At 47.8% G+C, this 26,970-nt stretch carries 22 protein-coding genes; 21 read left to right on the forward strand and 1 reads right to left on the reverse strand.

The features are described 5' to 3' along the window. Nucleotides 1-274 precede the first annotated feature (274 nt). A complete protein-coding gene (locus PIL01S_RS11520) occupies nucleotides 275-1,264 on the forward strand; it encodes a serine/threonine protein kinase (protein ID WP_127537681.1) in 990 nt (329 codons plus the stop codon). Nucleotides 1,265-1,412: 148 nt separating this feature from the next. On the opposite strand, the gene PIL01S_RS11525 is transcribed toward PIL01S_RS11520, so the two are convergent. Next, on the reverse strand, nucleotides 1,413-3,479 hold the full coding sequence (locus PIL01S_RS11525) for a vWA domain-containing protein (RefSeq protein WP_246058195.1): 2,067 nt from the start codon (nucleotides 3,477-3,479) through the stop codon (nucleotides 1,413-1,415). 579 nt (nucleotides 3,480-4,058) lie between these two features. Between PIL01S_RS11525 and PIL01S_RS11530 the strand changes: the two genes are divergently transcribed. From PIL01S_RS11530 to PIL01S_RS11625, 20 genes are all read left to right on the forward strand, one after another. Further along, nucleotides 4,059-6,227, forward strand: coding sequence for a transcriptional regulator (locus tag PIL01S_RS11530; RefSeq protein WP_127537682.1), 2,169 nt, complete (start codon nucleotides 4,059-4,061; stop codon nucleotides 6,225-6,227). Nucleotides 6,228-6,412: 185 nt separating this feature from the next. Further along, nucleotides 6,413-6,838, forward strand: a complete 426-nt coding sequence (locus PIL01S_RS11535) for a membrane-associated protease 1 (RefSeq protein WP_127537683.1) — start codon at nucleotides 6,413-6,415, stop codon at nucleotides 6,836-6,838. A 126-nt stretch (nucleotides 6,839-6,964) separates the two neighbouring features. After that, nucleotides 6,965-7,426: a J domain-containing protein gene (locus tag PIL01S_RS11540; protein WP_127537684.1), complete on the forward strand. Its 462-nt coding sequence runs from the start codon at nucleotides 6,965-6,967 to the stop codon at nucleotides 7,424-7,426. 42 nt (nucleotides 7,427-7,468) lie between these two features. Beyond that, a complete protein-coding gene (locus PIL01S_RS11545) occupies nucleotides 7,469-8,020 on the forward strand; it encodes an FHA domain-containing protein (protein ID WP_127537685.1) in 552 nt (183 codons plus the stop codon). Nucleotides 8,021-8,063: 43 nt separating this feature from the next. Then, nucleotides 8,064-8,597 (forward strand): FHA domain-containing protein, encoded by a 534-nt coding sequence (locus PIL01S_RS11550; RefSeq protein ID WP_127537686.1) that lies wholly within the window; start codon nucleotides 8,064-8,066, stop codon nucleotides 8,595-8,597. Then, nucleotides 8,582-9,466: a PP2C family protein-serine/threonine phosphatase gene (locus PIL01S_RS11555; RefSeq protein WP_246058197.1), complete on the forward strand. Its 885-nt coding sequence runs from the start codon at nucleotides 8,582-8,584 to the stop codon at nucleotides 9,464-9,466. The genes PIL01S_RS11550 and PIL01S_RS11555 overlap by 16 nt, the downstream gene beginning before the upstream one ends. After that, a complete protein-coding gene (locus PIL01S_RS11560; protein WP_246058210.1) occupies nucleotides 9,432-11,345 on the forward strand; it encodes a PP2C family protein-serine/threonine phosphatase in 1,914 nt (637 codons plus the stop codon). The genes PIL01S_RS11555 and PIL01S_RS11560 overlap by 35 nt, the downstream gene beginning before the upstream one ends. Beyond that, nucleotides 11,345-12,637, forward strand: coding sequence for a normocyte-binding protein (locus tag PIL01S_RS11565; protein WP_127537977.1), 1,293 nt, complete (start codon nucleotides 11,345-11,347; stop codon nucleotides 12,635-12,637). Before PIL01S_RS11560 ends, PIL01S_RS11565 begins: the two co-directional genes overlap by 1 nt. 7 nt (nucleotides 12,638-12,644) lie before the next feature. Then, the gene (locus PIL01S_RS11570) at nucleotides 12,645-13,334 is read left to right on the forward strand and encodes an iron-dependent peroxidase (protein ID WP_127537687.1); all 690 of its coding nucleotides are present in this window, start codon (nucleotides 12,645-12,647) and stop codon (nucleotides 13,332-13,334) included. A 32-nt stretch (nucleotides 13,335-13,366) separates the two neighbouring features. After that, nucleotides 13,367-16,018: an Hsp70 family protein gene (locus PIL01S_RS11575; protein WP_127537688.1), complete on the forward strand. Its 2,652-nt coding sequence runs from the start codon at nucleotides 13,367-13,369 to the stop codon at nucleotides 16,016-16,018. Nucleotides 16,019-16,049: 31 nt separating this feature from the next. Then, nucleotides 16,050-16,823: a DNA and RNA helicase gene (locus PIL01S_RS11580; protein ID WP_127537689.1), complete on the forward strand. Its 774-nt coding sequence runs from the start codon at nucleotides 16,050-16,052 to the stop codon at nucleotides 16,821-16,823. A 36-nt stretch (nucleotides 16,824-16,859) separates the two neighbouring features. Beyond that, the gene (locus PIL01S_RS11585; protein ID WP_127537690.1) at nucleotides 16,860-17,495 is read left to right on the forward strand and encodes a hypothetical protein; all 636 of its coding nucleotides are present in this window, start codon (nucleotides 16,860-16,862) and stop codon (nucleotides 17,493-17,495) included. Nucleotides 17,496-17,517: 22 nt separating this feature from the next. After that, entirely contained in the window at nucleotides 17,518-18,933 is a 1,416-nt protein-coding gene (locus tag PIL01S_RS11590) for a phage baseplate assembly protein V (RefSeq protein ID WP_127537691.1), read from the forward strand. 36 nt (nucleotides 18,934-18,969) lie between these two features. After that, nucleotides 18,970-20,076, forward strand: coding sequence for a pentapeptide repeat-containing protein (locus tag PIL01S_RS11595; protein ID WP_127537692.1), 1,107 nt, complete (start codon nucleotides 18,970-18,972; stop codon nucleotides 20,074-20,076). Beyond that, nucleotides 20,076-20,591: a hypothetical protein gene (locus PIL01S_RS11600; RefSeq protein ID WP_127537693.1), complete on the forward strand. Its 516-nt coding sequence runs from the start codon at nucleotides 20,076-20,078 to the stop codon at nucleotides 20,589-20,591. The genes PIL01S_RS11595 and PIL01S_RS11600 overlap by 1 nt, the downstream gene beginning before the upstream one ends. Nucleotides 20,592-20,606: 15 nt before the next feature. Next, nucleotides 20,607-21,041 (forward strand): DUF4280 domain-containing protein, encoded by a 435-nt coding sequence (locus tag PIL01S_RS11605; RefSeq protein ID WP_127537694.1) that lies wholly within the window; start codon nucleotides 20,607-20,609, stop codon nucleotides 21,039-21,041. A 2-nt stretch (nucleotides 21,042-21,043) separates the two neighbouring features. Then, nucleotides 21,044-24,430, forward strand: a complete 3,387-nt coding sequence (locus PIL01S_RS11610; protein ID WP_127537695.1) for a DNA/RNA non-specific endonuclease — start codon at nucleotides 21,044-21,046, stop codon at nucleotides 24,428-24,430. Nucleotides 24,431-24,441: 11 nt separating this feature from the next. Then, complete coding sequence (locus tag PIL01S_RS11615; protein WP_127537978.1) at nucleotides 24,442-24,930, forward strand: immunity protein YezG family protein; 489 nt, start codon at nucleotides 24,442-24,444, stop codon at nucleotides 24,928-24,930. 959 nt (nucleotides 24,931-25,889) lie between these two features. Then, a complete protein-coding gene (locus PIL01S_RS11620) occupies nucleotides 25,890-26,207 on the forward strand; it encodes a hypothetical protein (protein WP_127537696.1) in 318 nt (105 codons plus the stop codon). A 44-nt stretch (nucleotides 26,208-26,251) separates the two neighbouring features. Next, nucleotides 26,252-26,833: a hypothetical protein gene (locus tag PIL01S_RS11625; protein ID WP_127537697.1), complete on the forward strand. Its 582-nt coding sequence runs from the start codon at nucleotides 26,252-26,254 to the stop codon at nucleotides 26,831-26,833. Nucleotides 26,834-26,970 lie beyond the last annotated feature (137 nt).

Consider the following 26,970-nt stretch of genomic DNA (forward strand, 5'->3'; position numbering starts at 1 on the left):
AGGTTTCAAGTCCATTAAACGAATCCGCCCTATCTGTCGATAACATGATGAGATAAATAGTTTAAGATTTAACTAAGATTTTGAAATTCTATCAGGTATAGACTAGTATGGAGTAGGGTATCGTAATTTATTTTATTATTTCCACATAAGTGTGTTTCAAATTGCTATGATTGGTTTATATAGATGGTTGGCGATGAAACGTCTGCTGATTGGGACAGAGTAATGCAACATGCGGCAAGTCTTCCGATCGACAAGGTTGAAAAGAGGGTCTGTTATGAGAAAAGACAATTACAAAATGGCACTGCAGCGCAATGTCATTCTAAATGATACATATCAGGTAAGACAGGTACTCGCCAGCAGCGAGCTGGCTATTGTATATGCTGGAAGAGACAAAAATACAGGGGCGAAGATCGCCATTAAGGAATTTTTCCCGCAGAGGCTGGCTTCGCGGCATTCGGACAAGCGGGGAGTGTACTGTTCTTCGCGTGGATTCGGCGGGCAGTATCAGGAGCTGCTTGCTTCTTTCATGGTAGAAGGAGAATTGTTGTCGGGTCTGAGTCATCCTCATATTATTCCATATATAGATCATTTCGAAGAAAATGGCACAGGGTATCTGATTACGGAATACTGCAGCGGGGTTACGCTGAACGAGTTTTTGCATGAAAACGATCATGCACTGGACCCTGCATTTATTCAAGGTACCCTGCTTCCCCTGGTCGACACATTGGACTACATTCATAAGCAAGGCATTCTTCATAGGGATGTGAAACCTTCCAACATTATGATTATGGAGGACGGGACGCCGATGCTGCTGGATTTCGGTTCGGCTGCCCGCTGGCCGATGCAATCTGGGGATAAACAGGCCATTTTCACATCTTCGGGATATTCGCCGCTTGAATTTTATTCGGAAAAATCCATCCAGGGGCCGATGTCAGATATCTATAGTCTGTCAGCTCTACTGCATTACTGGACATGCGGGCAGCCTCCATTGGACGTGAAGCAGCGGTTGTTTCAGGATGAATTACCATCTGTCCGCAGCCACAACACCTATGTGAATCCTTGGCTGGCACGTGTCATTCACTGGGGCCTGACGGTCCGCTCCGAGAAACGCTGTGCCTCGCTCGCCTGGGTCAGAAGATCTTTGCGGGTTCAGGCTCTGATGTGGAAATTACGCAAACCAGGCACGTTGGAATGGACACTAGTAGAGAATGAACATACTCAGGTCTATGATCTGGATCCGGGCAAAAAGCATGAGACGGCGTGATTAAGCGTTGGGCTGCATCCAGGTTCTGATGCTGGAGCTAAAAAGCTAGAACGGAAATAAGCCAGGCCTCCCGAGTAAGGGAGGCCTGGCTTATTCCTTTGATTTTGTTAAACTTCATAATTGCAGAAGAAAATTCAGACCCGACAGTTTAGCCAGTTGGCTGTTGTGAATCTTGTCGTTGTCCTACATAGATATTCGTACTCGGTTTAATGGCTTTGTAACGAATTTCAATTTCCGTGACTCCATCTTCAAACGTAATATACAACTTCTCATTGTACTCCAAAGCTTCCGTGTGTTTACGCTTTACTGGTGTTCTGCCGCGGACAACCGTGCAGTTCGTGTCATGCCGCACCAATAACGTTTCTTTCTTCCCGGCCTCCAGCCAGATTCGTCCTGACTCCGGAACTTTTACCCCAATGTCCATCCGATCGAACAGTTCACTTAGACTCACTTTTCGGCGATCCAAGGAAGTAAGTGGCCAATGTGTCACCGGGATGTCTTCCCCGTTCGCTGTAGCCAGAAAGTAACCTTCCAGTCTGCCACGGAATACTGGTTTTGGTTTAAGCACGAACCAATACAGTGCGAATATGCCTCCAGCTGCAAGCAGGCCCAGCCCCGTATACATGAGTACCTTTTCACGTAAAGAATGAATTCGCAACGAAATATCTGTAGTGGTGCTTGCGCCTTCAGAATCCGTTGCTGTCACTTTAATGCTTGAACTCCCGGTGTGAAGCGAAGACCATCGCAACAGGTTGCCTTCAATGATGGCGTCTCCGAGTTTGCGTATCTCCCCATCTTCTTCCAGAACATAAGTTAGTGGATCGTTGTTAGCATCCTTAAAATAGTTGCTCAGGTCAACATCGGTAGTGCTATCGTCTTTGGATAACACGATGGACTCTCCTGTCGCTACAGGAGCTTGGTTCGTAATGTCTACTTCAACAGGAGTAATCTCCCGATAAAAGTCCGGACCGTCGATCCGGAGTCCCCACGTGTATAGATCCGACTTGGGAAAAGTGTATTTCCCCGTAAAACCGCTGCCCGTATTGGTCAAAGGGATGCGTTCCGATTGTCCGTCAGACGGGGTTACAATGAGCTCCGCTTCCAGTCCATTATACACATTCAAGTCCTGAATCGGTTTGGGTTCCACGGCCTGATCATAGAGAGCAGCTTCAAATGTGATGCTCTTTCCCTTGACTGGCTGCTCAGTTGCCATGTTAGCAACCGCAGATACGTTGTAATTGCCAAGCAGGTTGATTTTGACCAGATCACCGCTACGTCCCTTGAATTTCAATTTGAACTGCCCTTTGACCGGACGAATGATTTTCATCAGAGCATATTTATCTGACCGGATGAAGCTGACATTGCTGGATTGATAATAGAGTTGTGCCTCCGAAACGGCATGATCAGAGAGCATGACAATATTGGCATCCGCCATACTTGAGTTAGGGATATCCACGGTTACCTCTTGCATTGCCCCGGTTGCAGTCACTGCTGCAACAGATACAAGAACGGATTGAATCTGATCTGCAAAAATACGGTTGAAAATCTCAGGTAAATCATCCGCACTTCCCGTGATAAATGAAGCACCACCCGTTTCCTGTGCAATCCGTTCCAACTCCGCAGGGTTAACCGTACCATCCCGATTTAATCCAACAGTATAGATCGGATAACCTGCTTGTTGTGCCATTTCAATGACTTTATCCACATCTTTGGAAGAGTCAGCAGGTGTTCTGCTCGTCGATCCCCGCAAATCCGTTTCCCCGTCCGAGAGCAAAATCATAAACGGCTTGCGTGTGTCGGACTGGGATTGGGCAAGCAGACTGGCACCCCGCCGGAGACCGAGTCCAAGATCGGTGTATCCGGAGCGTTTCAGACCATCAACCCGGTTACGCAGATTATTGCGAGCCCCGGAGGATGAAATATCCGTCAGTGGTACGGAAGAAGTGATCTTGTCGTTATAAGCTACGAATCCCAACCGTGTCTTGGGTCCACTACTCATGTCCATAAACATATGTATAACTTCTTCGGCAATGCGATCTTTGTCGGTCTCATTCGTGGAATAGCTAACATCCAGGACAAACATGGCATCGAGCCCTTCATACGCGTGGGTCTTGACAGATGATTCAGCGTACACATCTGCAATGTCCCATGCTGGAAGTGAAACACTAATCAACAATAGGATAAGCAGCATTTTTTTAAATTTAATTAATATCATGTGAGGCTACAATACTCCTTTCTGGTTTAAACATGGCAAGCTTTTATGTGTGGTCAAACTAAAAACTATTTCTGAATCTTCATTTACTACACGATACAACGCCGTTATGCGTAGTTTTACTGAACGAATAATAATGCAACACCGCATGCGTTATGTCTTTTTACTCTTGAATAGGGGGAAAGATGCACTGATTTTAAATCATTGCACATCATCCAAATTATAGGATATTCTATATCATCGGCATGGATCGTAAGTAAATGAAGCGAATTCCAAAAATTAGTTCGATAGGTTTATAGGAGGTTATAAAATGAGCTTTTAGACCTATAGTGGGGAATATTGACAAAACATATCAATGCTGATTAAGATAAATTCCATAAATCTCCAAACAAAACGGCATAATCTGGTACATAAGATCCAGCTCTGTGTTAACAGCTCGTTCTATCGATCGTGTTATTTCTGATGGTGCTGATTCTATCAGATTAAGACCAAAGGCGGATAGAGACGTGCGGAGTGTTAAAAATTGATGGAGGGGGGAAAGCATTCGCCCAATTAAGCATTATCCTGGCGGATGTTGCCTGAATGGACATTATTAATCAAACGAATCGAACGATGCTTTTTGAAGAGATCAATCCCGAGAAGATGGATTTGATCACAATTGTTGGTGACGTAAAAGGCATCGACAGTTTGAGTGATGACAAGATCAAGGAGATTAACGAACACCTGCTTGTTCGCAGTTTTGACGAGTTCCTGGATAAGTTCTCACCGAGCGTGTATTCCTTTTTCAATGCGGTCAATCAGAAAGTCATGTATACGCTTAAGAAGCCTGAAGGTATTCCGGACGAAGCGATCTCGGAGATCAAAATCGATCATAGCAATGACTTTCTTAGAATGCTGTTCACCCTGATCGATACCAAACGCAGTCAGGGCATTACCAACGTGGATTTCAAGTTTGAAAATCTCCTGGACATGATCTCTCCGAAAAAGGTTATGGATGATATACGGCAGGTACGTAAGGAAATTCATTACATGTATGGCCAGCATGAAAAGCTGGATGACGGTGACCCGAAGAAGCTGGATATCGGGGATAAACTGAATGTCATGTTTGAAGATGCAAGCCGGAATTACAACAATGTCATGGCGATGCTGCCACTTGCCATTGAAGATATCAAAACCCGTCTGTTACTTGGCCGTGCACAGGAGGAAACTTCCTCGGAAGCCATTCAGGTTGGACAGCTCACCATTGGTGAGAGCGGAGAATTGAAAATCATTGAAGCTCCTAAGAGTGATAACAACGAGTTAATGCTACTAGATGAAGCGACAAGTACCGATCTGACTCAGGTGTTTGCTGAAGATTATGACTCACTTTCCGAGGCGCCTTCGCCGTATGTACAGGATCTGGTTGTACGAACCTTCTGCCCGCTTCCAGCGGTTCAGACGGAGGTAGATACTGCGGTTGAAGTACAGAATTACAATACATACCTGGAGTTTTACAAAAACGCCAAGGATGATTTTGTGAAAACCGTAAAACCGTTGGTTGAGAAAATTCTGGGTGTCAAAATGTTCTTTGACCAGTATGCGACCAAAAACAAAGGCATGCTACCTTCCATGCTGATTGCCAATGCCAAGCTGGATATGCTTGTCAAGAGCAGTAACATTCCGCGGCTGGAGACATACCTCAATACAGTCAATGCGAAGAATGATTTTACCGACACGATCTGGTTCGGTATTGTTCCTTCCGTAGAACTGGAAAACACGGGTCAAGTGCAGGTCAGCCGTGCCCGCTTCCGCGGTAATGAGAAAGTGGTTAAACAAGACGGGAACAGCATGGAATCTCTGACTATGCTCTTGCAAGTCGTTAAGGATTATAAAGTGCAGGTATTCTTCAGCTTTGAGTCCGGGGAAGAGACCACATTCAGCAGCATGGCCACTGCAGGCATTGATAAATATATCGATAAATGTTCGGTATTGACCCGCAAGGAATACAGCGAATTCGCGATTCCGAGTGCTCCGAATTTCACAATTATTCCGAAGGAGAAATCCGGTGTCATCATCGACAGCCGTATGCTCCAGACAGAGAATGGTGTGGAACTTTCCAAGGAGAAGGAAGATATCCTGAAATTGTGGATTGAAGGCGTGTATGTGGGCGCGTCATATGTATCTGCGGGTATTGTCGCTGCGTATCAGTGTCCGGAATACCTGAGAGGGGCTTTCAAAAGCGTGAACCGTGATTATCCGGGAGTACGTTTTGACATTGAGGCAGGAGACAACAGCCTGCGTGTGGTTACGACGATGACCAAAGAAATTTCCGGATTTACGAACACAATCAAGGATTCGATCAACCGGAAAAACTTTGGATTTATTTTCTCGTCGGAAAATGCCCAAATCCAGGATAGTGACATCAAGCGGATTACCGTGTACAAAGCGAGAAGCATGGCCATGTCCGAAGATGGTTTCGATTCCCTGTACAAAACACTAGTCAGTACTTACATCGAGCGCTTGCTCCGTTTCCAAACCGGTGATTTCAAGCATGAAAATATCGTCAAATTCTTCAGCAACAATCCGAGCAGTCAGAAGAGCCGGTGGCTGGGAACCCGAGGGTCGATCAATTCGATCATTCAAGAAGGCGATGATATGAGCTTTATCATCGATGAGAAGAGCAATATGTGCCACATTGACCTGATATTTAACGGAAACGTGAAAAACCTGGAGGTTATGATTACCAAAGGCACCAGTCCCGTGAAAGTGTAAGCACCTATAGCAATTACAAGTTTAAATGTTTAAATATAATTCATTAAACAACGTATTACGAACAATTTACTTTGGTGTTGGAGGCAGCCCCAGCGGCTGACCTTTATACATATATTCCGGTACCTCTCCCAAGACGGAGAGCATGCCGGACACATTTTTTCCTAATCTTAAGGAGGTTTTTATTAATGGGTTTTGTACTGAAAGTAGAAGGCGCAGAAACAATCGAATTGGGAATGGATAATATCCGCACTGTTGTATATGACACAGATACTCCAGATGATTCCAATGCAAGATCCACTGACGTGGGTGCAACACTCCGCATCAGCGGCAAAATTATTACCGCAACTGACGGCGACAATGCAGACGATACCATGAAACTTGCTTTGTGGTCTCTTGTTCCTGCTGAAAAAGCAGACTGCTATCGTAAAGTAACACTGGAAGTTATTGCAGCTGATCAAGTGGTACGTAAAGTTTACATGCCTAACGCATTTGTTGTGGATTACACTGAGCGTTTCGGCGATACCGAAGGTGTAGGTGAATTCAGCCTGTTCATCAAACAGAAAAAGGACAAAACCGAATTCACTAAAATCGAAGGCGGCTTCCCGGTATAAACGGAAGCAATGGATGTTAAGGGCCAGATATGATTGGCCTCTAGCAACTCTGTCATGTTAAGGGGCCTTGGTGCCCCTTAATCTTTATTTATGCCCGAAAACGGCAGGGAGGCAGGAACCAATACGATGAAAGATTATTATGCCGTGCTTGGGGTGAGCCGGGATGCTTCTCCGGAGCAGATCAAGAAGGCTTATCGTCAATTGGCGAAGAAATTCCACCCGGATGTCAATGGGGGAGATGCACAGGCAGAAGCTCGGTTTAAGCAAGTCCATGAGGCATACAGTACACTCGGGAATCCCGAACTTAGGGCAGCATACGATCAGCAACCCCATTCTGCAGGAAATGCAGGTCAGACGAAGGGAGCGGCATCCGGTACTGCGCGGGAAAAGAGCAGTCAGGCGAAATCGGGTGGTATGAATGCCGAAAAGATATGGTCGGATTCATCACAAATGCAGGAACAGTTTGAACAATTTTTTGGCTATCGCCCCAAAGGCAAGGAAAGTCCAAATGGTGGTAAAGCCGATCCCAATAAAGGAATGGATATGTCCGCCATGTTTGATCGATATTTCGGAGTTCGAAAAAAGTAGGCCGGTAGCCCGTAGTGGATCGTGCCGGTTCAGGCGGAGGTTATGGAAGTGAGACGAGGAAGGTCGGTATTGACGATGGGGCTTGACGCATGCGTCGCCATGATTTCGTTAGCCGTGCTGTATTACATATTTATCATTAACCGGGATATGAGTGCCCAGTGGGTTACCGGAATTATCGTGGTCCTCTCTGGAGGAGCCTATCTATATTTCAAATACATGCCAGCAACCAAGGCTGAAAAGAAGAAGTTGTCTTCACGCGTTGTGAAGCTCGTCTTGCTGGACGACGACGGTACAAGTGTGAAGGAATGGTATATTCAGGGCGAAACTAGCGTCCTGATCGGAAAAAGTTCGAAAAACAGCGAGGCGGACATTGATCTGTCCGATACCCCGTATGCTTCTCTTATCAGCTCGCAGCATGCGGTACTGAACAACGCTTCAGGCCAATGGTTTATCGAAGATATTGACTCGGCCAGTGGTGTAGGCGTACGCAAGGGGAATCAGAGCCGAGCATCCAAATTGGAAATCGAGGAACCCAGCCTGATCGAGGCAGGGGACTTAATCTATATTGCCAATACCCGAATTTTGGTGAAATAAAGTTGGAGTACCATCATACAAGCTTACGGGGGAATGAAACGAAATGAGTCTGACAAGATGTGGAAACGGACATATGTTCAGTACAAGGCGGCACGGAAATACGTGTCCATATTGCAATCTGGCCGTTGAATCGCCGGCTTCCGGCAATAGTGAACCAACGGGTGCAATCCCACGCGCACCTCGTACAGCAGAGGATGACAAAACGATGCCATATCTGGGAGAAACGACAGGAATTGAACCGGTAACCGGTTGGATGGTGTGCATCGAAGGTCCGCAAATGGGCCAGGATTATCGGATTATGGCTGAAAAAAACTTTATTGGACGCTCGGAAGAGATGCATGTTCGCATTCTAGGAGATAACACGATTTCCCGGCGTAATCACGCGGTCATTGTATACGATCCCAAAAAACGAAATTTCTATTTGCTGCCTGGCGATGCTTCCGGCCTCGCGTATCACAACAATGAAGCAGTCTACTCACCGGTGGAACTGGCTGCCTACGACGTGATTCAATTGGGCCGCAGCAAATTTATCTTCATTCCATTGTGCGGTGTGCACTTTGAATGGGAGCAGCAGTGAGTACCTTCATGATCTTGTGGAACGACAAAGAGCTGACCCCTTATTGGGTTATTATGGCAGGCTGTTTGTCGATCGGATTGCTGTTATTTGTCCGGAGCCGGATTCCGGTAAGGCAGCGTAACGATAGGGCAACTACTGGGATTCAGATCGGGAATGGACAGACGATCGGTGCCCGCAGCGAACAGGACGATTATTTTGCCTGTGCCGTGGAGCCATATGGTGTACTTGCCGTACTGGCCGATGGTATCAGTGGTTTATCCGGTGGGAAAGTTTCCAGCACGACTGCAGTGGAAACGTTTATTCGGGAGTTTGAAGAGTTGGAGCGGTTTCCTGACCCGGAAGAGTTCTGGGATGCGTCCGCCCATGCAGCGAATCAGGCCATTCTCCGCAATTTGCTTGGTGTGCCCGGAGGAACAACGTTGGTATCTGCCATGATCAAGGGCAGGGATCTGTACTGGGGTGCGGTAGGGGACAGCATTTTGGCCGTGTTTCGTAAGGGAGAACTGCTTCCGATTAATCATAAACATACGCTGGAGAGCCAGCTCGAGGAACAGTATATGTCCGGAGAGATATCAGAACAGGAAGCGCTGGACAATCCGCAGCGCAAAAGGCTGGTCAACTATTTGGGGTATGACCATTTCAAACAAATGGAAATCGCGGACGAGCCGTTTGCACTGCAGCCGGCGGACAAGATTGTGTTATGCAGTGACGGGGTATACAACTCACTCACTGAGATGGAACTGGAGACGATTCTCGCGAAAGATATATCACCATTTGATGCAGCCCAGGCCATTATTGATTTGATTGAAGAAAAACAGCTCGTGCATCAGGATAATGCCACGATTATCATTTTGGAGCAAGGATGGTAACGGATCAGGCAGCGCACAGGGACGGGAAATGGGGAGACGGATGAGGAAGGAGAATAGTGATTTTAAGACGGCTTTTGTCTCAGAAGCAGGGTCTTTCCTGAAAAATCGGGATTTCTATGGCTGCGTCGAGCTCGAAGACTGGGCTTGTTATGTCATGGCAGATGGTTTGGATACGGATACGGAAGTGAATAGCGCACAGATCACAGTGCAGACCATTCTGGAATCCTTTTTGGAAAAACCAACCATGTCCAAACGTAGACTAACAGAGTATATCAAGATTGCACATGAGTGGCTTCAGTATGAAAGCCGCCGAGTCAGACTCAAAGCGGGATTCGTCATTGTTGTGACAGATTATACACGGATGGTGTGGGCATCTGCCGGACACAGCCGGTTGTATCATTTTCGTGGAAATCGGCTTGCATTAAAAAGCAAGGACCACAGCGTTGCTGCCCAGCTGGCAGCCGAAGGCCAGATTGCAGAGGATCGGGTGGATCAGCATGATGAACGCGGCAATCTGAATGAATACGCGGGCAAACCTGGCATGATCAGACCGTATGTATCGGATAAGATCAAGCTGGCCGATGGTGATGTGCTTGTTCTTTGCACCCCTGGATTATGGGAAGGGGTTCAGGATGCCGAGATGATCGATGCGGTTGAAGGTGCCAATGACCCGCAGACGCTGGCGGATACGCTTGAAGAAGTGATGCTTAGCAAGCAGCGTGCCCGTATCGAGAATTATAGTGCTGCAGCCATATACGTGAACAAGATTTTTCATGAAGAGCCCAAGAACCGTAAGAAGTGGATTAAGCGGATTGCCATCATGCTGGCTATGCTCCTGATTTTTGGTGGAGCTGGCATATTCTACGCGGTGAAAAGTGCAGCCAAAAAAGCCGAATTGGCCGTAGATATGCTGCAATATGAACAGACCGCAGACCAGTACGTCAAGGAACAAGAGTATGCCAAGGCGGTCTCGGACTACAGCTTGGCGCGCAATAATTCCATCAAAATCAAGGACCCTATACATAAAAAGCTGCTGACCGCGAAGATGGCTGCTGCCCAGACGCTGGTTGATGGAGAAGCTCATCTGAAAGAAGGAGACATCACCAAGGCAACAGCGAGTTACACCAAGGCGCTTGAATTATCGGAGCCCTACAGCATGTTCGACCGGGAAGTGATTCAGGAACGTTTGGAGCAGATGACCACCTTCCAGCAAGTGCAAGACTGGATTACGGAGGGGGATCTGAAACTCCAGAACGGGGACTACAGTGGAGCAATTATTTTGTATAAAAGGGCCAGAACAGCTGCCACGGAGACGGCATACAAGGACGCGCTGAAGGAAATTGCTACCAAGCTGGAGGCGGCCGAGACTAAACGGGCGGACATCAAGCGGCAATCCCGTCAGCTTCAGGCGGATACGCTGGAACAGAAGGGCGACCGCTTCAATGAAGCCGGAGACTACAGTGGAGCGATGGATGCCTACGCTTCAGCGCAGGAAATTTACCAGGAGATCGATATGCTGGAACGCGTGCTGGCCATGGAGCGGAAGATTAACAAACTGGATGAGAAACTGAATCCCCCTGTACCTGCAGCGGATCTTACTCAGGATGCAGCAGGGTTGGGATCAGTTGATTCATCAGGTTTGACCTCAGACTTGACTGGTAATGTGGGAGGACTGAATGGAGGCAATTCGGCGGATAACAGTTCTTCCGCTGGAAATGTCACCTCGGCCGGAAGTGGAGCTGTGGATGACTCCGGCACTTCTTCCTCAGGAAAAACAAACAATACGAGCAACAACTCGACATCGAAGGCTAACGGAAGCACCGAAACCACCGAGGCTGAAGCGAATGAGCAGGAATCAGCGGAAGGAGGAGATTCATGATGAAAGACATGATTCGTGACCGTCTTAACAAGATGGAGGATCTGGAACAACGCCGCATGCTCAAAGATCTCATGACAGGCGTTTTTCTTAATCTTGTGGAGTATCAGGAGACGCTGAACAAACAGATTGAGCAACGAGTTTTCGATGAGGTATTGCCGCAGGAGGAACGTCATGATGTATATGTCACATTATGCGCGCGGGAAGATCTGGACCCCATTCATGAATTTCTGTACCCGATCATTCCTGAGGATGCTGAACCACAGACCGTATATTTAAGTGAGGCTTCAGAGGCGCTGGCGCGTCAGGAAGAGATGAAATTGTTCACATTCTACATAGAATGTGGGCAACAGGAACTCCAATCTCTACTGAAAAGTAATCGGACATTTCGCGGGGAGATCGTAACGAGTGAAGGTAGACATGCCATAACGGTTCGGTTGAAACCGAGTACGGCGTATATCTCCAAAATTGAAGAACTGTACCAGGTATTTCGCAAAAACAGCCTTGCCTGGAAATCGGTTAATGCGCCGTATGTATTCAAGTTCGTTGACTGTATTCTGGTCGGAGCGGGTGACGGAGATGAATGGGACAAACAGCATGTGGTCAAAGAACTTTCAATCCATTTGGAGGAGTTTGAGTCATATAAAAGAACGAATATGATCCCCCTTTGGAATATTCAGAAGCTTGATATGAAAACAGGTGGATTCCCTGTCCCGGCTTCGGACCGCATCAATTATGAACATGTGTTGCCGCTCCGTAAAACAGGGACTGAGCACGGATATTTGGTTGATGGAGACGAATCGCATATTCGGTATATCAAAAGATCGGAAGAAGATATCACCATCGTATCTCCGCTGGAAAAATCCGATTCATGGACGGTACTGAAAATAGCCGGCCCCGTTGCAACCCGAATCGGTAGAATGGAATTTCCGCTGTTTTCCAACAACAAACGGGAAGGGTTTGCCGGTAAATATGCGCGTCAGGAAGGACGCTCTGTGCGATCCAAAGGGGAGATTGCCCGCATGGTTCATGCTTTCCAGGCAGCAGAGGGATTGGAACTGGAAGAGGTGCAGGTGGTAGCGCCTGGGCCCGCCTTGGGCATCACGTACCCGCTTAATGGATTTGTTAGCGATCATGTCCGTGTTGAGGCAGATAAACACCGAATGATCTTAAGGTTCAGCAAACACGGAATTCAGCCAGAACAGGCTATTTTTCTGGATGATTTGCTGAGTTTTCTGGTAGCAGAAATCCAGTTAGCATTCCCTGAATACCGCTGCGAAGGGGAATGGATGTGAGCGCAGCATGAATTATATATGGGATCTGATTATTCGGGCCAAACGGAATGGAACCGATTTGCGCGACGTAACCTTTGTGCCTGCACGTGTATATTCGCCCTATATGGAACTCAGTCATGCGAACCTAAACGCTTCAGGAGTGGAACGCACGATTGAAGTCAATCCGTATTATCGTTTTTTTGATATTTTTCGGGATCTGTTCGATATCAATAACGAAGAGCACGTGGAGTTGCGGGAGGCTCTCTTTGATCTGGTCATTCATTTTCTGGCGGATATGGATTTGATGCAGGGGATGAACAAGAGGGAGTATTATATTCGCTTCATTTTGAAAGACATGCATTCAGGTGTATACGGGGAACGGATTCGGCGCCGACTGGAACTGTTCGGACGGGAGGAACAGGAGGTGATCGCCTGCAATATGCTTCGTCTTTATGATACGGGGGAAGCTGTTCATCTGCTAAGGGATACCCTTGTCCGAATGTTCCCGCGTTCAACCCTTTATGCCAATTGCGAGGAGAAGGATGAGCTGCTCTTGTATATTGGTCAGGCTGAACAGACGGAAGCGAAGGAGAAGCTGGAACTGATTCTTGAACTCTTTCTGCCGGTTCGTTTCGACACGGAGATCTACTGGGGGCATCATTTTGGCATTCTGGATGTGGACTATACGATGGTACAGGACGGTATTGCCTTATATTAAGCAGCACCAGCAGTTGTAAGGAGGAAGCATAGATGAACGGCTATTCATATCGATTGTATCCTGACGCCACGGGTAGGGAACGGGCCAGAGGGACCATGCGTTATACGCGTGAAGAGTTGATGGACATGACTACATTTCAATTACGGAACATTTGTTACAAGGAGCGCTTGGTTGAGGGATTGGGGTCTCGGACGGAGCGGGAAGAACTAATTCGGATTATTTTAAAATTTTTGGGAGCGGACGATGTATTGTGGATTGATCAGTCTGTTGAAGGCGGATTCGAGCGTATACAGAAGGCCATTTCTCGTCATATGACGGCTCCCATGAGCAGTGATGGAGGCATTAGTGTGCCTGCGCGACTGATTCTATACGAAGGATTGAACGTGGACAAGCTGGATCGTTATGTGGTCACCGCACCTGGTGGATTAACCGAATCCAACGTACTCTTAGTCAATGAGAGCATGGAGCTGTGTGGTATCTTCAACCTAGTTAAGGACGAATCCGTAACGGGAACCTTCTATTTGACAGCAGGAAGTGGGTCAACCTGGAAGAGATCGGGAAACAGACAGTACAGTCTTCTCTTTTTCCGTAAACGCGACTCGGAATATTTATATCAGACCTATTATGCCAGCGGACCGCTTCCACCGGTTCATATTCAATATACTCAAATTCCACTGGCCGATCTGGACATCCGGGAACTTGAACCGACAGAAGCAGTGCTTGCGATTGATTTTGGCACCTCCAATACGACGGCAGGCGCCTATTTGCATAACGGTTATATTCAGGCTCCGAGCAGCCAGGATTTGCTGAATGGACGAGTGCGTATGGATGCCATCAACTACGTTTCTTTTCCCGATCCTTCATACAAAGATACGGACTGGATTGAAGTCCTGCCTACGGCCATCGGTGTGGCTGAGTGCTCGGATCCAGCGAACATTCGTTACGAGTTCGGCTATGAAGCGCTGCGAAGCATGCGTCGGGGAGGGTACAGCAGCCGAGCGAGTGTCTTCCGCAGCATGAAGCGCTGGGTGAACAATTACAACAAAATGGAAGAAATCGTCGATGTTCATGGCAATGCAGCCATGGTTTCTCGTATGGATCTGCTGCGTGCGTACATGAATTACATCATCCGAACGGCAGAGCATCAGTTCAAGTGCAAGTTTCGCCATGTGCATTTTACGAGTCCCGTGAAGATGAAAACACAGTTTTTGCAGATGTTCGGAGAGATGCTTCCGGATTATCGGATTGAGCAGACGTATGCGCTGGATGAGGGAATGGCTGTGCTCTATAACACCCTTGCTGACGGCATGGAACGTGGTGCTTTCATGGAAGGGCAGACGTACCATGCACTCGTGATTGATTGTGGCGGTGGAACGACCGATTTGTCTTCCTGTGCCTTTACGATCGAGGATGGACATATGGCGTACAAGCTCGATATCCATACGACCTACGAAAATGGGGATACGAACTTCGGAGGTCACAACATTACCTATCGTATTATGCAATTCATGAAAATTGTATTCGCCGACTACTATAGCGGACGCCGTCAGGTGACGGATATTGATAGTCTAATCGAGGCACCTGGTGCGGATGTGTTCCGTCAGGTGGACGAAGAGGGTGTGAAGTCCGTTTATCAGAAGCTGGAGCAACGCTATGAGGAGGCAGAACACATCATTCCGACTGCGTTTGCGTGTCGAGAGAATCGTTCACGGGATGAGTATTTGCGGGTAAGAGGCAACTTCTACTTTCTATGGGAAATCGCAGAAGAGATGAAGCAGCAATTTTTCCGCAAAACCGGCATCTTGCGTAACCGATTCCACTCGGAGATGGAGGGCGATGGTGACAGTGATCTGCAGATCACCACCATGGAGCGTTGGTTCCTCTCGGTAGAACGGAATGGGGAGTTGAAGGATGAATATGAGTTCCCCGATGTGGTTTTCAATATCAAGGAAATTACCCAGCTGATTAAGGCCGATATCTATGAAGTGGTTCGCAAGTTTTTGGATGATTTCTATCGGCAAGGGCGGATGAACCAGTACTCGATTATCAAGTTGACAGGTCAGTCCTGCCGGATTGATGTATTTCGGGAAGCATTGAAAGAGTTTGTTCCAGGCAGAAGCATTGAGTTTCGGCAAAAACCTGCGGAAGGGCGTGTGCCTGATCTTAAACTTGCCTGCCTTCGAGGGGCGATTCGTTATCTGAGTGCGCGCAAAACGGGAAGCGTTCAAGCCGACATCACGCATGATGCCGCTGTAATTCCGTATACCGTAAGTGCCTACACGCATAATGGACGTGAAAAAATGCTGATCAGCAGTCTGGATCGGAGTGATGGCATTCCGGGCAGCATTTCCCGTCCATTCGAGACGGCAGAAGTGGAGTTGTATCTTAGCGGAAGCGATGGCCAGCTGAGACGAAAATTCGTATATGCGAACCGCCCGGATTTCTATAAAGAGGTGCTCTACGAAGACATTCGAGATCGATATGGAGATAAAATTCCGCAAGATGATACGGATTCCATCGTGAATGGAGAGACGAAGTTTTTTGTCTTTCCGGATGATCGTCATTGGGGTTTCCATGTGTTGCCTGTAGCTCGCAGAAATGAACGGCTGTATCTGGGATCGCAGAAGTTGCTTCCGTTTGAAACAGACTTGTCGGAACTGGACTTCTTTGACGGAATGAAGTGAGGATCACGAGCAGAAAGGGGGAACAACGCTCATGTTCACATATTCGTATCCGCATTTTAACAAGGGAAGAATTCTGAAAACATCCATGTTGGAGGGACTACGCGATTTCCCCAGAGACTACATCGAACTGTACTATCGCGGTTATGCAGATGGCATTCTTGTAGGTGCAGAGGTAGACGTGTTCCCGGACAAGCTGGTTGTTGCTCCTGGGATGGTGCTGCATAAAGGAAGGCTTTATATGCTGACAGAGCCTACGGAACTGGCATACCAAGCTACGGGAAGGGTCAATGTGCTGAAGCTTCGGTTTACCGCGGAGGAGACCGTGAGTGACATGACCATAGGCCATTCGGAACTGCTTTTGGATGAAGAGACAACATGCGCACCGGGCGAATTGGAACTGGCCCGGTTCAAGCTGAAGGAAGGGGCAAGGCTGCGGCGGGATTACCAGACTTTTGCCGATTTGGCAACCGAGTTCAATACCTTGCATGTCATTCATGTCCCTTATGCGGCAGAAGGGGCCAGCACGCTATCTCCGATTATCTTAAAAGATTATGCAGAAAGGCTGCTTCGAACGGGAACCTCGGACCCTCAGGATCTGATCTTTGCCATGATGTGTCTCAATGAAGGAACGGTTGCGCGCAGCGTCATCCTGCATCACATTGCGAGCCGACTGGGGCTGGAGTACCGGGAATATGATAATGCGCAGATTCATCGATATCTGGATCGCATTTTGGCTAATGCAAGCCGGGGAGCGGGGCGTTCGGGTCACCCGGTGGGTGGGCCACATCGAATGATTGTGGATTGATGACTTCAGCACAAGGAAAGGAAGTGTGTTCTTCATATGGAATATCTCGATCGCAAAGTGATTCCCATATTATATAGCCATCGTGGGAATGAAGAGGAGGATCAGAATGGTGCAGTAGAAGAGGAGGTTACAGTTGCATATAAATCCCAGGCAGTTGATTCGGCAGAGATGCCAACGATGCTCCGCATTGGAAAAGAAAGCGTGTTTCTGAAACGAACAGAGCTGTACGACGGCAGAGTAGCAGTCTCTCTTCCGCGTTTGTTGCGTTTGATCTCGGAAAAGGAAGCGAGCATGAAGTATCCCTCGTCTCATCGGCCGGAATGGATTTATACCAACGACTCGGGCACGGTCAATTTTACGTTCAACAGGCTGGAGCATCGAATTTCGGAAGAGGAGCTGACTTCCTTTACCGAAACGATGGCCAATGTCGTTCGCGGAACGCAGCCTGTTAGACAATGGGACAAGCACGGTGTTCGCATTACAGAAACGGGACAAGTCACGGGCTACTGCCAGTTTTCCGTTCAGGGGTTGAATAATCAGATTTACAACCATATCGGTTTTGCGATTTTGGACCAGTCCGTTCTTGTATACGGATTTAATTGCACGGATGAAGAAAAAAAGGATTGGCTGGAGCCTGGCGAGACGATTCTGAACTCGCTTGCGATCCTTTGAGGCTGAAAGGAGAGTGGGGAACATGAGTCTGACTTATGAGAATCTGATTATTGAACCGTATGAACTGCTGCATTTGCAAGAGCTGACGATCCGCAAAAAGATGAATGAGCACACCCGGCTCGTGTTCAAGGGCATAGTGTCCGAGGAATGGAAGGATCGCTATGTCGATGTTACGGATCGGGATACACCGATTGAAGTGTGGCAAAAAGATGAGGATGGCAATAAGAGCCCGTTGTTCAAAGGCATTCCGCTATCTGTTGAAGTGCAGGTTGTCAGAGACGTGTATACGCTCCAAGTGGAGGCCATCTCGCATACGTACCGGATGGACATTACAAAACGAACGCGTACATTTCAAAATGTCAAAATGACGTTGCCCGAATTGTTAAAGGAACTGGATGAGGATTATCCGGGACTTGATGTTATTGATGAGGGAACGGGCGGGGCCAAGATTGGCAAGGTTGCCGTGCAATACCAAGAAACGGATTGGGCATTTCTCAGGAGGCTTGCTTCACGCTTTCACACCAGCTTGATGCCTGCCGCCCAGTTTGACAGCCCCAAATTTTATTTTGGCGTCCTCGAGCACGGGAATTCAATCGACCTGGACAATACACGTTATACGGTCCGTAAAAACATGACGCCATTCATGTACTTTACGGAAAACGATTCGTTGAAGGTCAACGAGTCGGACTTCATTGTATACGAAATCGAGACCGACCAGGTCATGGAGCTTGGACACCACATTAACTTCCGGGGCAGAAGCCTATACGTGACTGAGGCATATACCGAGCTTGTGGGCGGAATCGTGAAACACCAATATGTACTTAGCCTTCACAGAGGACTACGACAAAAGACATATAACAATCCGTTGATTGCCGGAAGCTCATTGCTTGGTCGCATCCTTTCCGTGCATGGCGGTCATGTCAGAGTGCATCTGGACTGTGATGAACAACAGGAGGCAGAGGAAGCGTTGTGGCTGCTGTATCAGTCGCCGTACATTGCAGAGGGGAAGACAGGTTGGTATGTCATGCCGGAAGTGGGTGATCCGGTGGCTGTCTACTTTCCAACGCAAAATGAAGAAGAGGCCTATGCGACAGGAGCCCCTCGTCTGGATAACCAGGTAACAGGAACGAATCAATTGAACAGGCCGGATCATAAAATTTTCCGTACGCCTTATGGCAAAGAAATCAGACTGACTCCAGATTCCATCTCCATTAGCAGCAAAGAGGGCGAGGTATTCATTCGGCTCAGCGGGGACGAAGGCATCCAGATCACGGGAAGCCAGCAGGTTCGGATGTCTGCCGGGGGCAGCATCTCGCTCAAAGCCGGGAAGAAAATAACGTTGTCTGCCGATTCGCAATTGCTGCTCGAAGGTGGAGGAGGAACGTTCAAATTGGATGGACAGGCAAAAATGAGCGGATCGGAAGTGAAAGCCAACTAGAGTGGCATGACATGAAGGGAAGGAGGCGGAGTTCAGGTGGATCGCAAGGAATCTCTGTTGCATTTTTATACCCATCAGGTGGAACCTGCACGGGCCAGGCTTATGGATGATTTGCAGCATATGCTGCATACAAGGTATGCGGAATTGGCAGCCGAGTTCATGGATCATTTCAGACTTTTGCTTCAGGAAGTCGGCGATGCCCAAAAGCGGGGAGCAAAAGGGAAGATCGCTTATATTCAATATTCCGTGCTGCGAACAGAACTGCTTGGAGGGGCCATGAATGTTCTGGTCGAAGCTTGCGATGCTTCGTGGTTACTGGACCGTACACCCATTCGGGCGTTCTATTCGGCCAACTGGGCCTATGGGTGTCTTGAACGGATGCTGGATGGATTAAGAGAAGAACTCCCCAACTATCAAGGAACCGTGACAACGGTGGAACTGGATCGAATCATGCTAAGGGAAGCGGCGTTGGTGAATCGTTATCTCGTGTATTTCATGCGCCGTAGCTGTCGCGCGCTGGAGGACTTCGAATGGGATTCGCTTATGAATCTGGAACAGGTATTCGAAGTGCGCATGGGAGAATATCTGGATGCCAGCGAGTGCGTGTTCCGCCTCGACAGGCGGAACAGGAGCATTGAGGAGATTGGCGAGGCATTGGAAGAAAGCGACGGTCTGGAGGTCATGTACGCGCACTTTCAGGGACTGGATATGAGCGGAATGGAATGCAGCGATCTGGATTTTCGTTACAGCCGATTCGATCGTATTGATATGCATTCAACCGATTTTCAGCGCTGTGTCCTGGTGGGGACGCGTTGGCACAACTGTGGTCTGGAGCACGCCGATTTCACCGGAAGCATTCTATATGGGGCAGATTTCAGCGGCTGTTCGTTGGAAAGAGCCGTTTTCAGGGGTGTAATGGGGGAGGTGGGGCATCCGGAAGGACTTGCTCAGGGGCCAAGTTATGATGCGCTTAACTTCGAGAATGCAAACCTTTCGGGGGCCGACTTCCGAGGGGCACGCCTTCGGGGAGCCATATTCCGTGGAGCCAATCTGACCGATACGTTATGGGAGGGTGCTGATGTGGAGGGTGCGATTTTTGACGATGCCGAGAGGAGGCGAGGGTTATCCGATACTTTCGTCTAATGGCCGACCCCAGATGGATACACCGCGTAGAGACAGAGCCTGTCGGAGAACTGCAACGCAGGGCCTGGAATCAGGCTTTTCATGATTCGGGCAGTGAACATACCGCCATTAACCTTTATGTGCGAAGCGGATTCCATGTGGATTATACGGATTATTTGGAACAGCCGGTTCCATTGGTTTCGGATCGATTGCTTGAAATACTCATGCTGTATCAGCCACGGCTCAAGCGAAGAGCTGCCGTATTAACGGACAAGGAACGAATGACCCAGGAGACGTACTGGGTCATTCATCCGCCTGCGCTGGCAAACGTGTTATCTCCCCATACCCGTTGGCGCATGGATGGAAGTCTGGAGCGGATCGTGCTGAAGCGAGACTTCCCGGAGGTGCCCCTGTTCCAATTGATGGAGCTGCGCGAAACCGTGATCATCGTCAATCTTGCGTTGGCCGAAAGCATTCTGCGGCGGGATGTTACAGGTGTGCAATTGATTCCGTTGGACTTGGAGCAAACAAATTAGAAAGGGGAGGTTACGATGGCGCAAAGTCAAGATCAGGAGGCCCAGATTCGTACGGCTGGAGAAGCCTCGAAAGGCTATGTCGTTGCAGGTGCGATCCTTAAATGCAACTGCGGGACGCAACGTACAAGATTGAAGATTCCATTCAGTCATGGTGTATATATCAAAGGCAAGGCACAAATGACGGTTGAGGATTATGTTCCGGGAATTCATATCGGATCGTTCGGCAACTGTTCCAATCCATTGAATCCGGCAGTGGCGGCCAGTACGATGGTAGACATTTATGGGGTCAAGAAAGCCCCATGCGTTCCCGTACTGACCATGCCCTGGCTTCACGGGAAGGGAGATACCAAAGTGGAAGGGAAGGCTGCACTGCTTAGTCACTGTACCCACAAGTGTCTGTATGGCGGAGATATCGTCATCGAGGATGACGGTCAGCAGTTGGACTTTTGACGATGAGTGAATTCAAGGAGAAGAAATCGGATCGTATCGGATATGAGCAACTTCGCCTATATTGGCCTTATCGTGCACAGTGGCTGGAAAACGTGCAAATTACCCGCCAGGTGAACGAGCATGCGAAGCTCTATGTTAGCGGCATTCTTCCGGAAGAGAATGGGCCAGGCATTCTTCAGGTTCAGGCTGAAGGGGAACCGATCGTGCTCAGGCAAGTCGATGAAACCGGCAGATCGGTGAGGAGGCTCTTCCATGGCGTCATGACCTCCCTCACGGTTCATTTGTCAGGAGGGATCTATCGATTTGAGCTTGAAGCCTTGTCCAACTCGTATCAAATGGATATCCGGATCGAGGAACGAGCCTTTCAAAACAGGGGCTGGACGTTCAAGGAACTGATTGAGTTCATCATGAAATCCTACCGATACTCGGATGTCATAGATCAGGTTACCGGGAATACCGCATTGAGCGGACTTGTTCTACAATATAAAGAGACCGATTGGATGTTCCTGCGGCGGCTTGCCTCGCGATTCGGCACGGTGTTGGTCCCTGAGATCACGGCGGCGTCACCCAAGCTGTTTATCGGTTTGCCCACGGGCAAGCTGTGGAAGTGGCCGCAAGACCAGCCCTATCAGGTGCGTAAAGAGCTGGGCGGAATCGACTGGCGTGGCTCCGGAACGGAAGATCGATATCTCAACCATGGACCGAAGGGCACACAAGGCGTATTACAGTATACGATGGAAAGTGCAGATACCTATGCGCTCGGAGACAAGGTCGAATTGCCGGATGGCAGGGAACTGACCGTGGTGTATGCCCATTCGCGCCTGGAATCCGGGCTGCTCATGACGACCTATCGCATGGTACCCGAGGAACAGATTCGCGTGCCAAGATGCGACCTGTCAGACCTGATTGGGTTATCGCTGTATGGCGAGGTGGTCCGCGTCATTCATGACCACGTTCAGATCGAATTGCCAATGGACAAGGGCCCGATGACGCAAGGAGCTGCCTGTCCATACCCGGTCGCGCCAGCCTATGCTGCGGAAGGGCATAGCGGACTATACATGATGCCGGAGATCGGGGATACGGTTGAGCTCTATTTTCCGGGTAGCCGGGAATCCGGAGCGTACATTCGCCATTCCGTTCCTGAAGGCAAGCGTTCCGCTAACGGAGGAACGGATCATAAGGTGTGGGGTCATCCTGCCGGAGCCTTGATCGGCATGTCGCCCGAAGAGGTCACGCTGCAAGCCGGATCAGGGATGACGATTACCTTGAACGATCAGGGCGTGGTATTGGAAAGTCCGGGAAATCTGTCCATTCAGGGTAGTAACATCGTGCTCGCGGCCGGACAGATCGAAGCCACGGCATCGGAAGCGATCTGGCTGCTTGGCGGGGGCGGCAGCTTCATTCTGGATGGGGAGGCCAACGTACGATCTGGCCTGCTGCAACAGGAGGGCAGCAACAAAGCGCCCGTCCATGTGGCGGACCTGCCGCCAGAGCCGGAGCCGCCACTGATGCCGATTGAGGAATATGAAGCGGCTCAGGCTGCCGCTGCCGAGGCGGCAGCAAAGACCCGGGCATCGACGACAAACCCGAAGGATGGGTCCATGGTTGGAGCAGCCTTGGCGATCACCGCCATGATTCCGGTCATGGGGGCGCTAGGAGGTATCGCTGCTCAGACAGCTATCGGCGTTGGTATCGCTGCCGTGGCCACAGGTCTAATCGCGAGTGTGCCGAAGCTGGGCTCCTTCAAGCCATCGGCATTGAATTTGCTGGACCGACTTACTAAAGGTTTCGCTGAGCTACAACAGCAGGAGAACGAAGCAAAGTGGAAACTGCTTGGTAAAGTGTTGACCGCCGCCAAAGAACTGTCTACTGCGACTTCGCCCCTCGATTTGGTCAAGAAGTTGCATCAGCAGCATCAGGAAATCAGCACGATGTATTATGAAATTCCAGCATATACTCGGGAGAAGTGGGCGAAACAACACGCGGATCAGGAACTGAAAGATTCGCTGGATTATTTCAACAAAGTGATGGAAAACCCTGAGGAATACGATATTCTTTTCGTAGGGCCCCATTTTGCCAATATTACCTTCGACATCGGCAGGCCGCATATTACGGTCGAGGAACTGGGGAGTTATGATTATTGGAAGGCACAAGGGCTAAGCCTTGATGAAATGAAGTATCTGTCATGGAGACTAAAGGCCCCCATGAGCGATGAAGCCTTTGCTGAACTATGGGATGGATATTACCAACATGACGCGATGCAAAAAGGCCTGGATACGGAATTTAATTTTAAGGGCAAGGGAGGTTCAGCAGGCGGCTCTGTAGGCCTGAGACGGTCCATCCCGCAGGCAAGTGGACCAACGACGCCCAAAGTGAGCACGAGCCCGTCTTCGTCCATAGTGCCCAAAGTGAAGACATTTGTCCGAAAGTATTGGGAAGACAGTCAGAAGATGGGGATCGTGTCTGGTGGAGGAAGTCATTGGAGCAATAACAAGAAGAACAAAACGGGCGAGGCTGCTTCTGGAGGTGGTAAGACAGCAAACAGTGGGACGGGATCGACCTCTAAACCTGTAGAGAACCCGTCGAAACCGAAACCAAATTCGGATAGTACACCTTCTTCGAAAACGAATGAACCTGATGCAACGACAACGCCGAAAAATAGCACGACATCGAAGACGAAATCAGAAAAAAATGAAACGCCGAATGAAGTGAATTCCTGGAAGCCGTCTACATCGAAGAAAAAGGACGAAGGTAAACCGCAAGCCGATACGAAACCGCCTAAATCATCCGAACCGGAGAAGTCGCAGGAGAATCCGAATACAAACAAACCGAAGGATGATCCGGAAGGCACTGAGGGGACGGGAGAAGGTGCTAAACCGCCACCAATAGTCCATGAAACAGTTAAGTATGGTGATCATTTTACAAGAAAGAATAGAAAAAAAGTTTTAAAACCAAATATAGAATACACATCACCAGATGGTTATACTTATCGTACGGACAGTCAAGGGCGTATTATTGAATGTGAAGGAGCACTTGTGCTTGGTAAAGGAGACCGTAGTGAATATGCCCAGAGGACGGTAGGGAAAGGGCAAGGTCGGTTACCTGATGATGATGGTGGGCACTTAGTAGGGGCACAGTTTAAAGGACCAAAGGATATTGACAACCTAGTTCCACAAAATAGCCAAATTAACCGTTCTGGCGGGGAATGGTACAATATGGAGTCTAAATGGGCGGATGCGTTGAGAGAGATACCTCCGAAAAAAGTTACTGTAAAAATTGAACCAGTTTATTCAGGTACTTCAATGAGACCAGATTCCTTTGAAGTAACTTATCAAATTGAAGGAAATAGGCCAGTACAAAAAACTATTAAAAATCAAGCTGGAGGTTGATTTCGTTGAGCATGGAAAAAGAGATGAATCAAATATATAATCAAATAGCTGAAACAGTTAATGAAATGATCCCGGAAGAATGGGAAAAATTTCATTACTATGCACAAATTTCTGAAACAGGGGGCGGGACATACTTTTTTTATAACACACCTGAGGATGTGGAAAATTTTAAATATAGTTTAGAAATCCCTCTTTATTATCATGATTATAAAGATCAATATAAAATCAAAAGCAGAGTTCTATTTGAACTGAGTGAAAAACTAAGAAAGAATTTTATAGATAATGAACAAGAACTTTGGTATTCCTTCACATTATCTATTGATAGGAATGGGAAATTCAAGATTCATTATGATTATACAAATTGGTTTGATACGAATTATAGCTTTGATGACCAGCTACTTATTTGGGAATATAAATATTTGGGTAACATACCAGAGGATGAAAAAAGCAGACAACTAATAGATAGGTATCTAGAAGAGTATCCCGATAATCCAATATAAAACCCATTATAATGAGTGGGAGTATGAGCTTTAAAGTTACTGTCAAATGAGTCAGATGATTGAGTCCATATGATCTAACTCATGTAATAAACGTCTGAAGATTTCTCCATTCCAGTAAATGCTCTAATTTTATATTCTGAAAGCTACTTTTTAGTTACATTAAACAGGTTGATTATGGTCAGATACCACCGTAATTGACCTGTTTTTTTGTTTCTTAGTTTTCTTGCGTTTCAAATTTACTCACAACTATAAATGAGCTTAATAAAGTTCTTTCCAACCGAACCATGAGTGCAGTGCACCCCCTAGATATAGAAATTGGAAAAACCCCTGGGTTTAACCGATAAAATTCTAGGGAGGACACGGTGATATACGAATTAAATTTGAAGATTCAAGACTTACTAAAATACTATGTATTCATTTTAAGACTTTCAAGGCTCATTCCAACTTAATCAACATGGGGGATGAGTCTTCTTTTCATAGAATATGCGTTACTCAGCATAGAGAGAATATGATTCTTAACAGCCCACAGACTAAGAACAGCGGGGACAAACCAAAATAAATTTTTACAACTCTCGAATGGGAATCCGAGGCATTCATCTATACGATGGAGAGTTCTGAAACTTCTGCTTTGGATGGCAAAGTGAAGCAGCCTGACCGGAAGGAATAAACGGTAACCCAAGCGGTGTCCCGCCCTGAATCCGGGTTGCTCATGACTACATATCTAATGATGCTGGAAAATGAGATCCAGGGGTTCCCCGGTCTGCGGATCAAACCGCAATCTTCTTGCCCCTATCCCTTTAGCGACATTCTACGTCGCCGAAGGTCATAGCGGCTGTATATGATGCCTGAAATCGGGGAAGCGGCAGCCATCGGCGCTGAGTTTGCTGGACTGACTTACTAAAGGTTTCACTGAGCTCCAACAGCAGGAGAACGAAGCAAAGTGGAAACTGCTTGGTAAAGTGTTGACTGCTGCCAAAGAACTGTCTACCGCGACAACGCCTCTCGATTTGGTCAAGAAGTTGCATCAGCAGCATCAGGAAATCAGCACGACGTATTATGAAATTCCAGCATATACTTGGGAGAAGTGGGCGAAACACCACGCGGATCAGGAACTGAAAGAATCGCTGGATTATTTCAACAAAGTGATGGAAAACCCTGAAGAATACGATATTCTTTTCGTAGGGCCCCATTTTGTAAATATACCTTCGACATCGGCAGGCCGCATATTACGGTCGAGGAACTGGGGAGTTATGACTATTGGAAGGCACAAGGGCTAAGCCTTGATGAAATGAAGTATCTGTCATGGAGACTAAAGGCCCCCATGAGCGATGAAGCCTTTGCTGAACTATGGGATGGATATTACCAACATGACGCGATGCAAAAAGGCCTGGATACGGAATTTAATTTTAAGGGTAAGGGAGGTTCAGCAGGCGGCTCTGTAGGCCTGAGACGGTCCATCCCGCAGGCAAGTGGACCAACGTCGCCCGAAGTGAATACTAGCCCGTCTTCGTCCATCGTGCCCAAAGTGAAGACATTTGTCCAAAAGTATTGGGAAGACAGTCAGAAGATCGGAATCGTGTCTGGTGGAGGAAGTCATTGGAGCAATAACAAGAAGAACAAAACGGGCGAGGCTGCTTCTGGAGGCGGTAAGGCAGCAAACAGTGAAACAGGATCGACCTCTAAACCTGGGGAGAACCCGTCGAAACCGAAACAAAATTCGGAAAGTACACCTTCTTCGAAAACGAATGAACTAATGCAACGACAACGCCGAAAAATAGCACGACACCAAAGACGAATCCTTGAAAAGTATAACCTAATTAATTCTAAATCGTTACATAAAAGAGGTCGATTATGGTCAGATGGTCTGGCTTATTTGTTTTACATATTAAAAAAAACAATTTGAAGAATTGGAGTATGAGAAGTCAAATAAGCTCACATATCTCGTTCTGCTTGGAATATTGATGTGAGATTTTGTACGTTTTTATTCAGAAATTTTGAAGTGAATCCCATAAAAAATAGCATAAAAAGTAAATTTGTATT

Origin of the sequence: Paenibacillus illinoisensis NBRC 15959, from assembly GCF_004000925.1 — a bacterium.
Lineage (GTDB): Bacteria > Bacillota > Bacilli > Paenibacillales > Paenibacillaceae > Paenibacillus > Paenibacillus illinoisensis.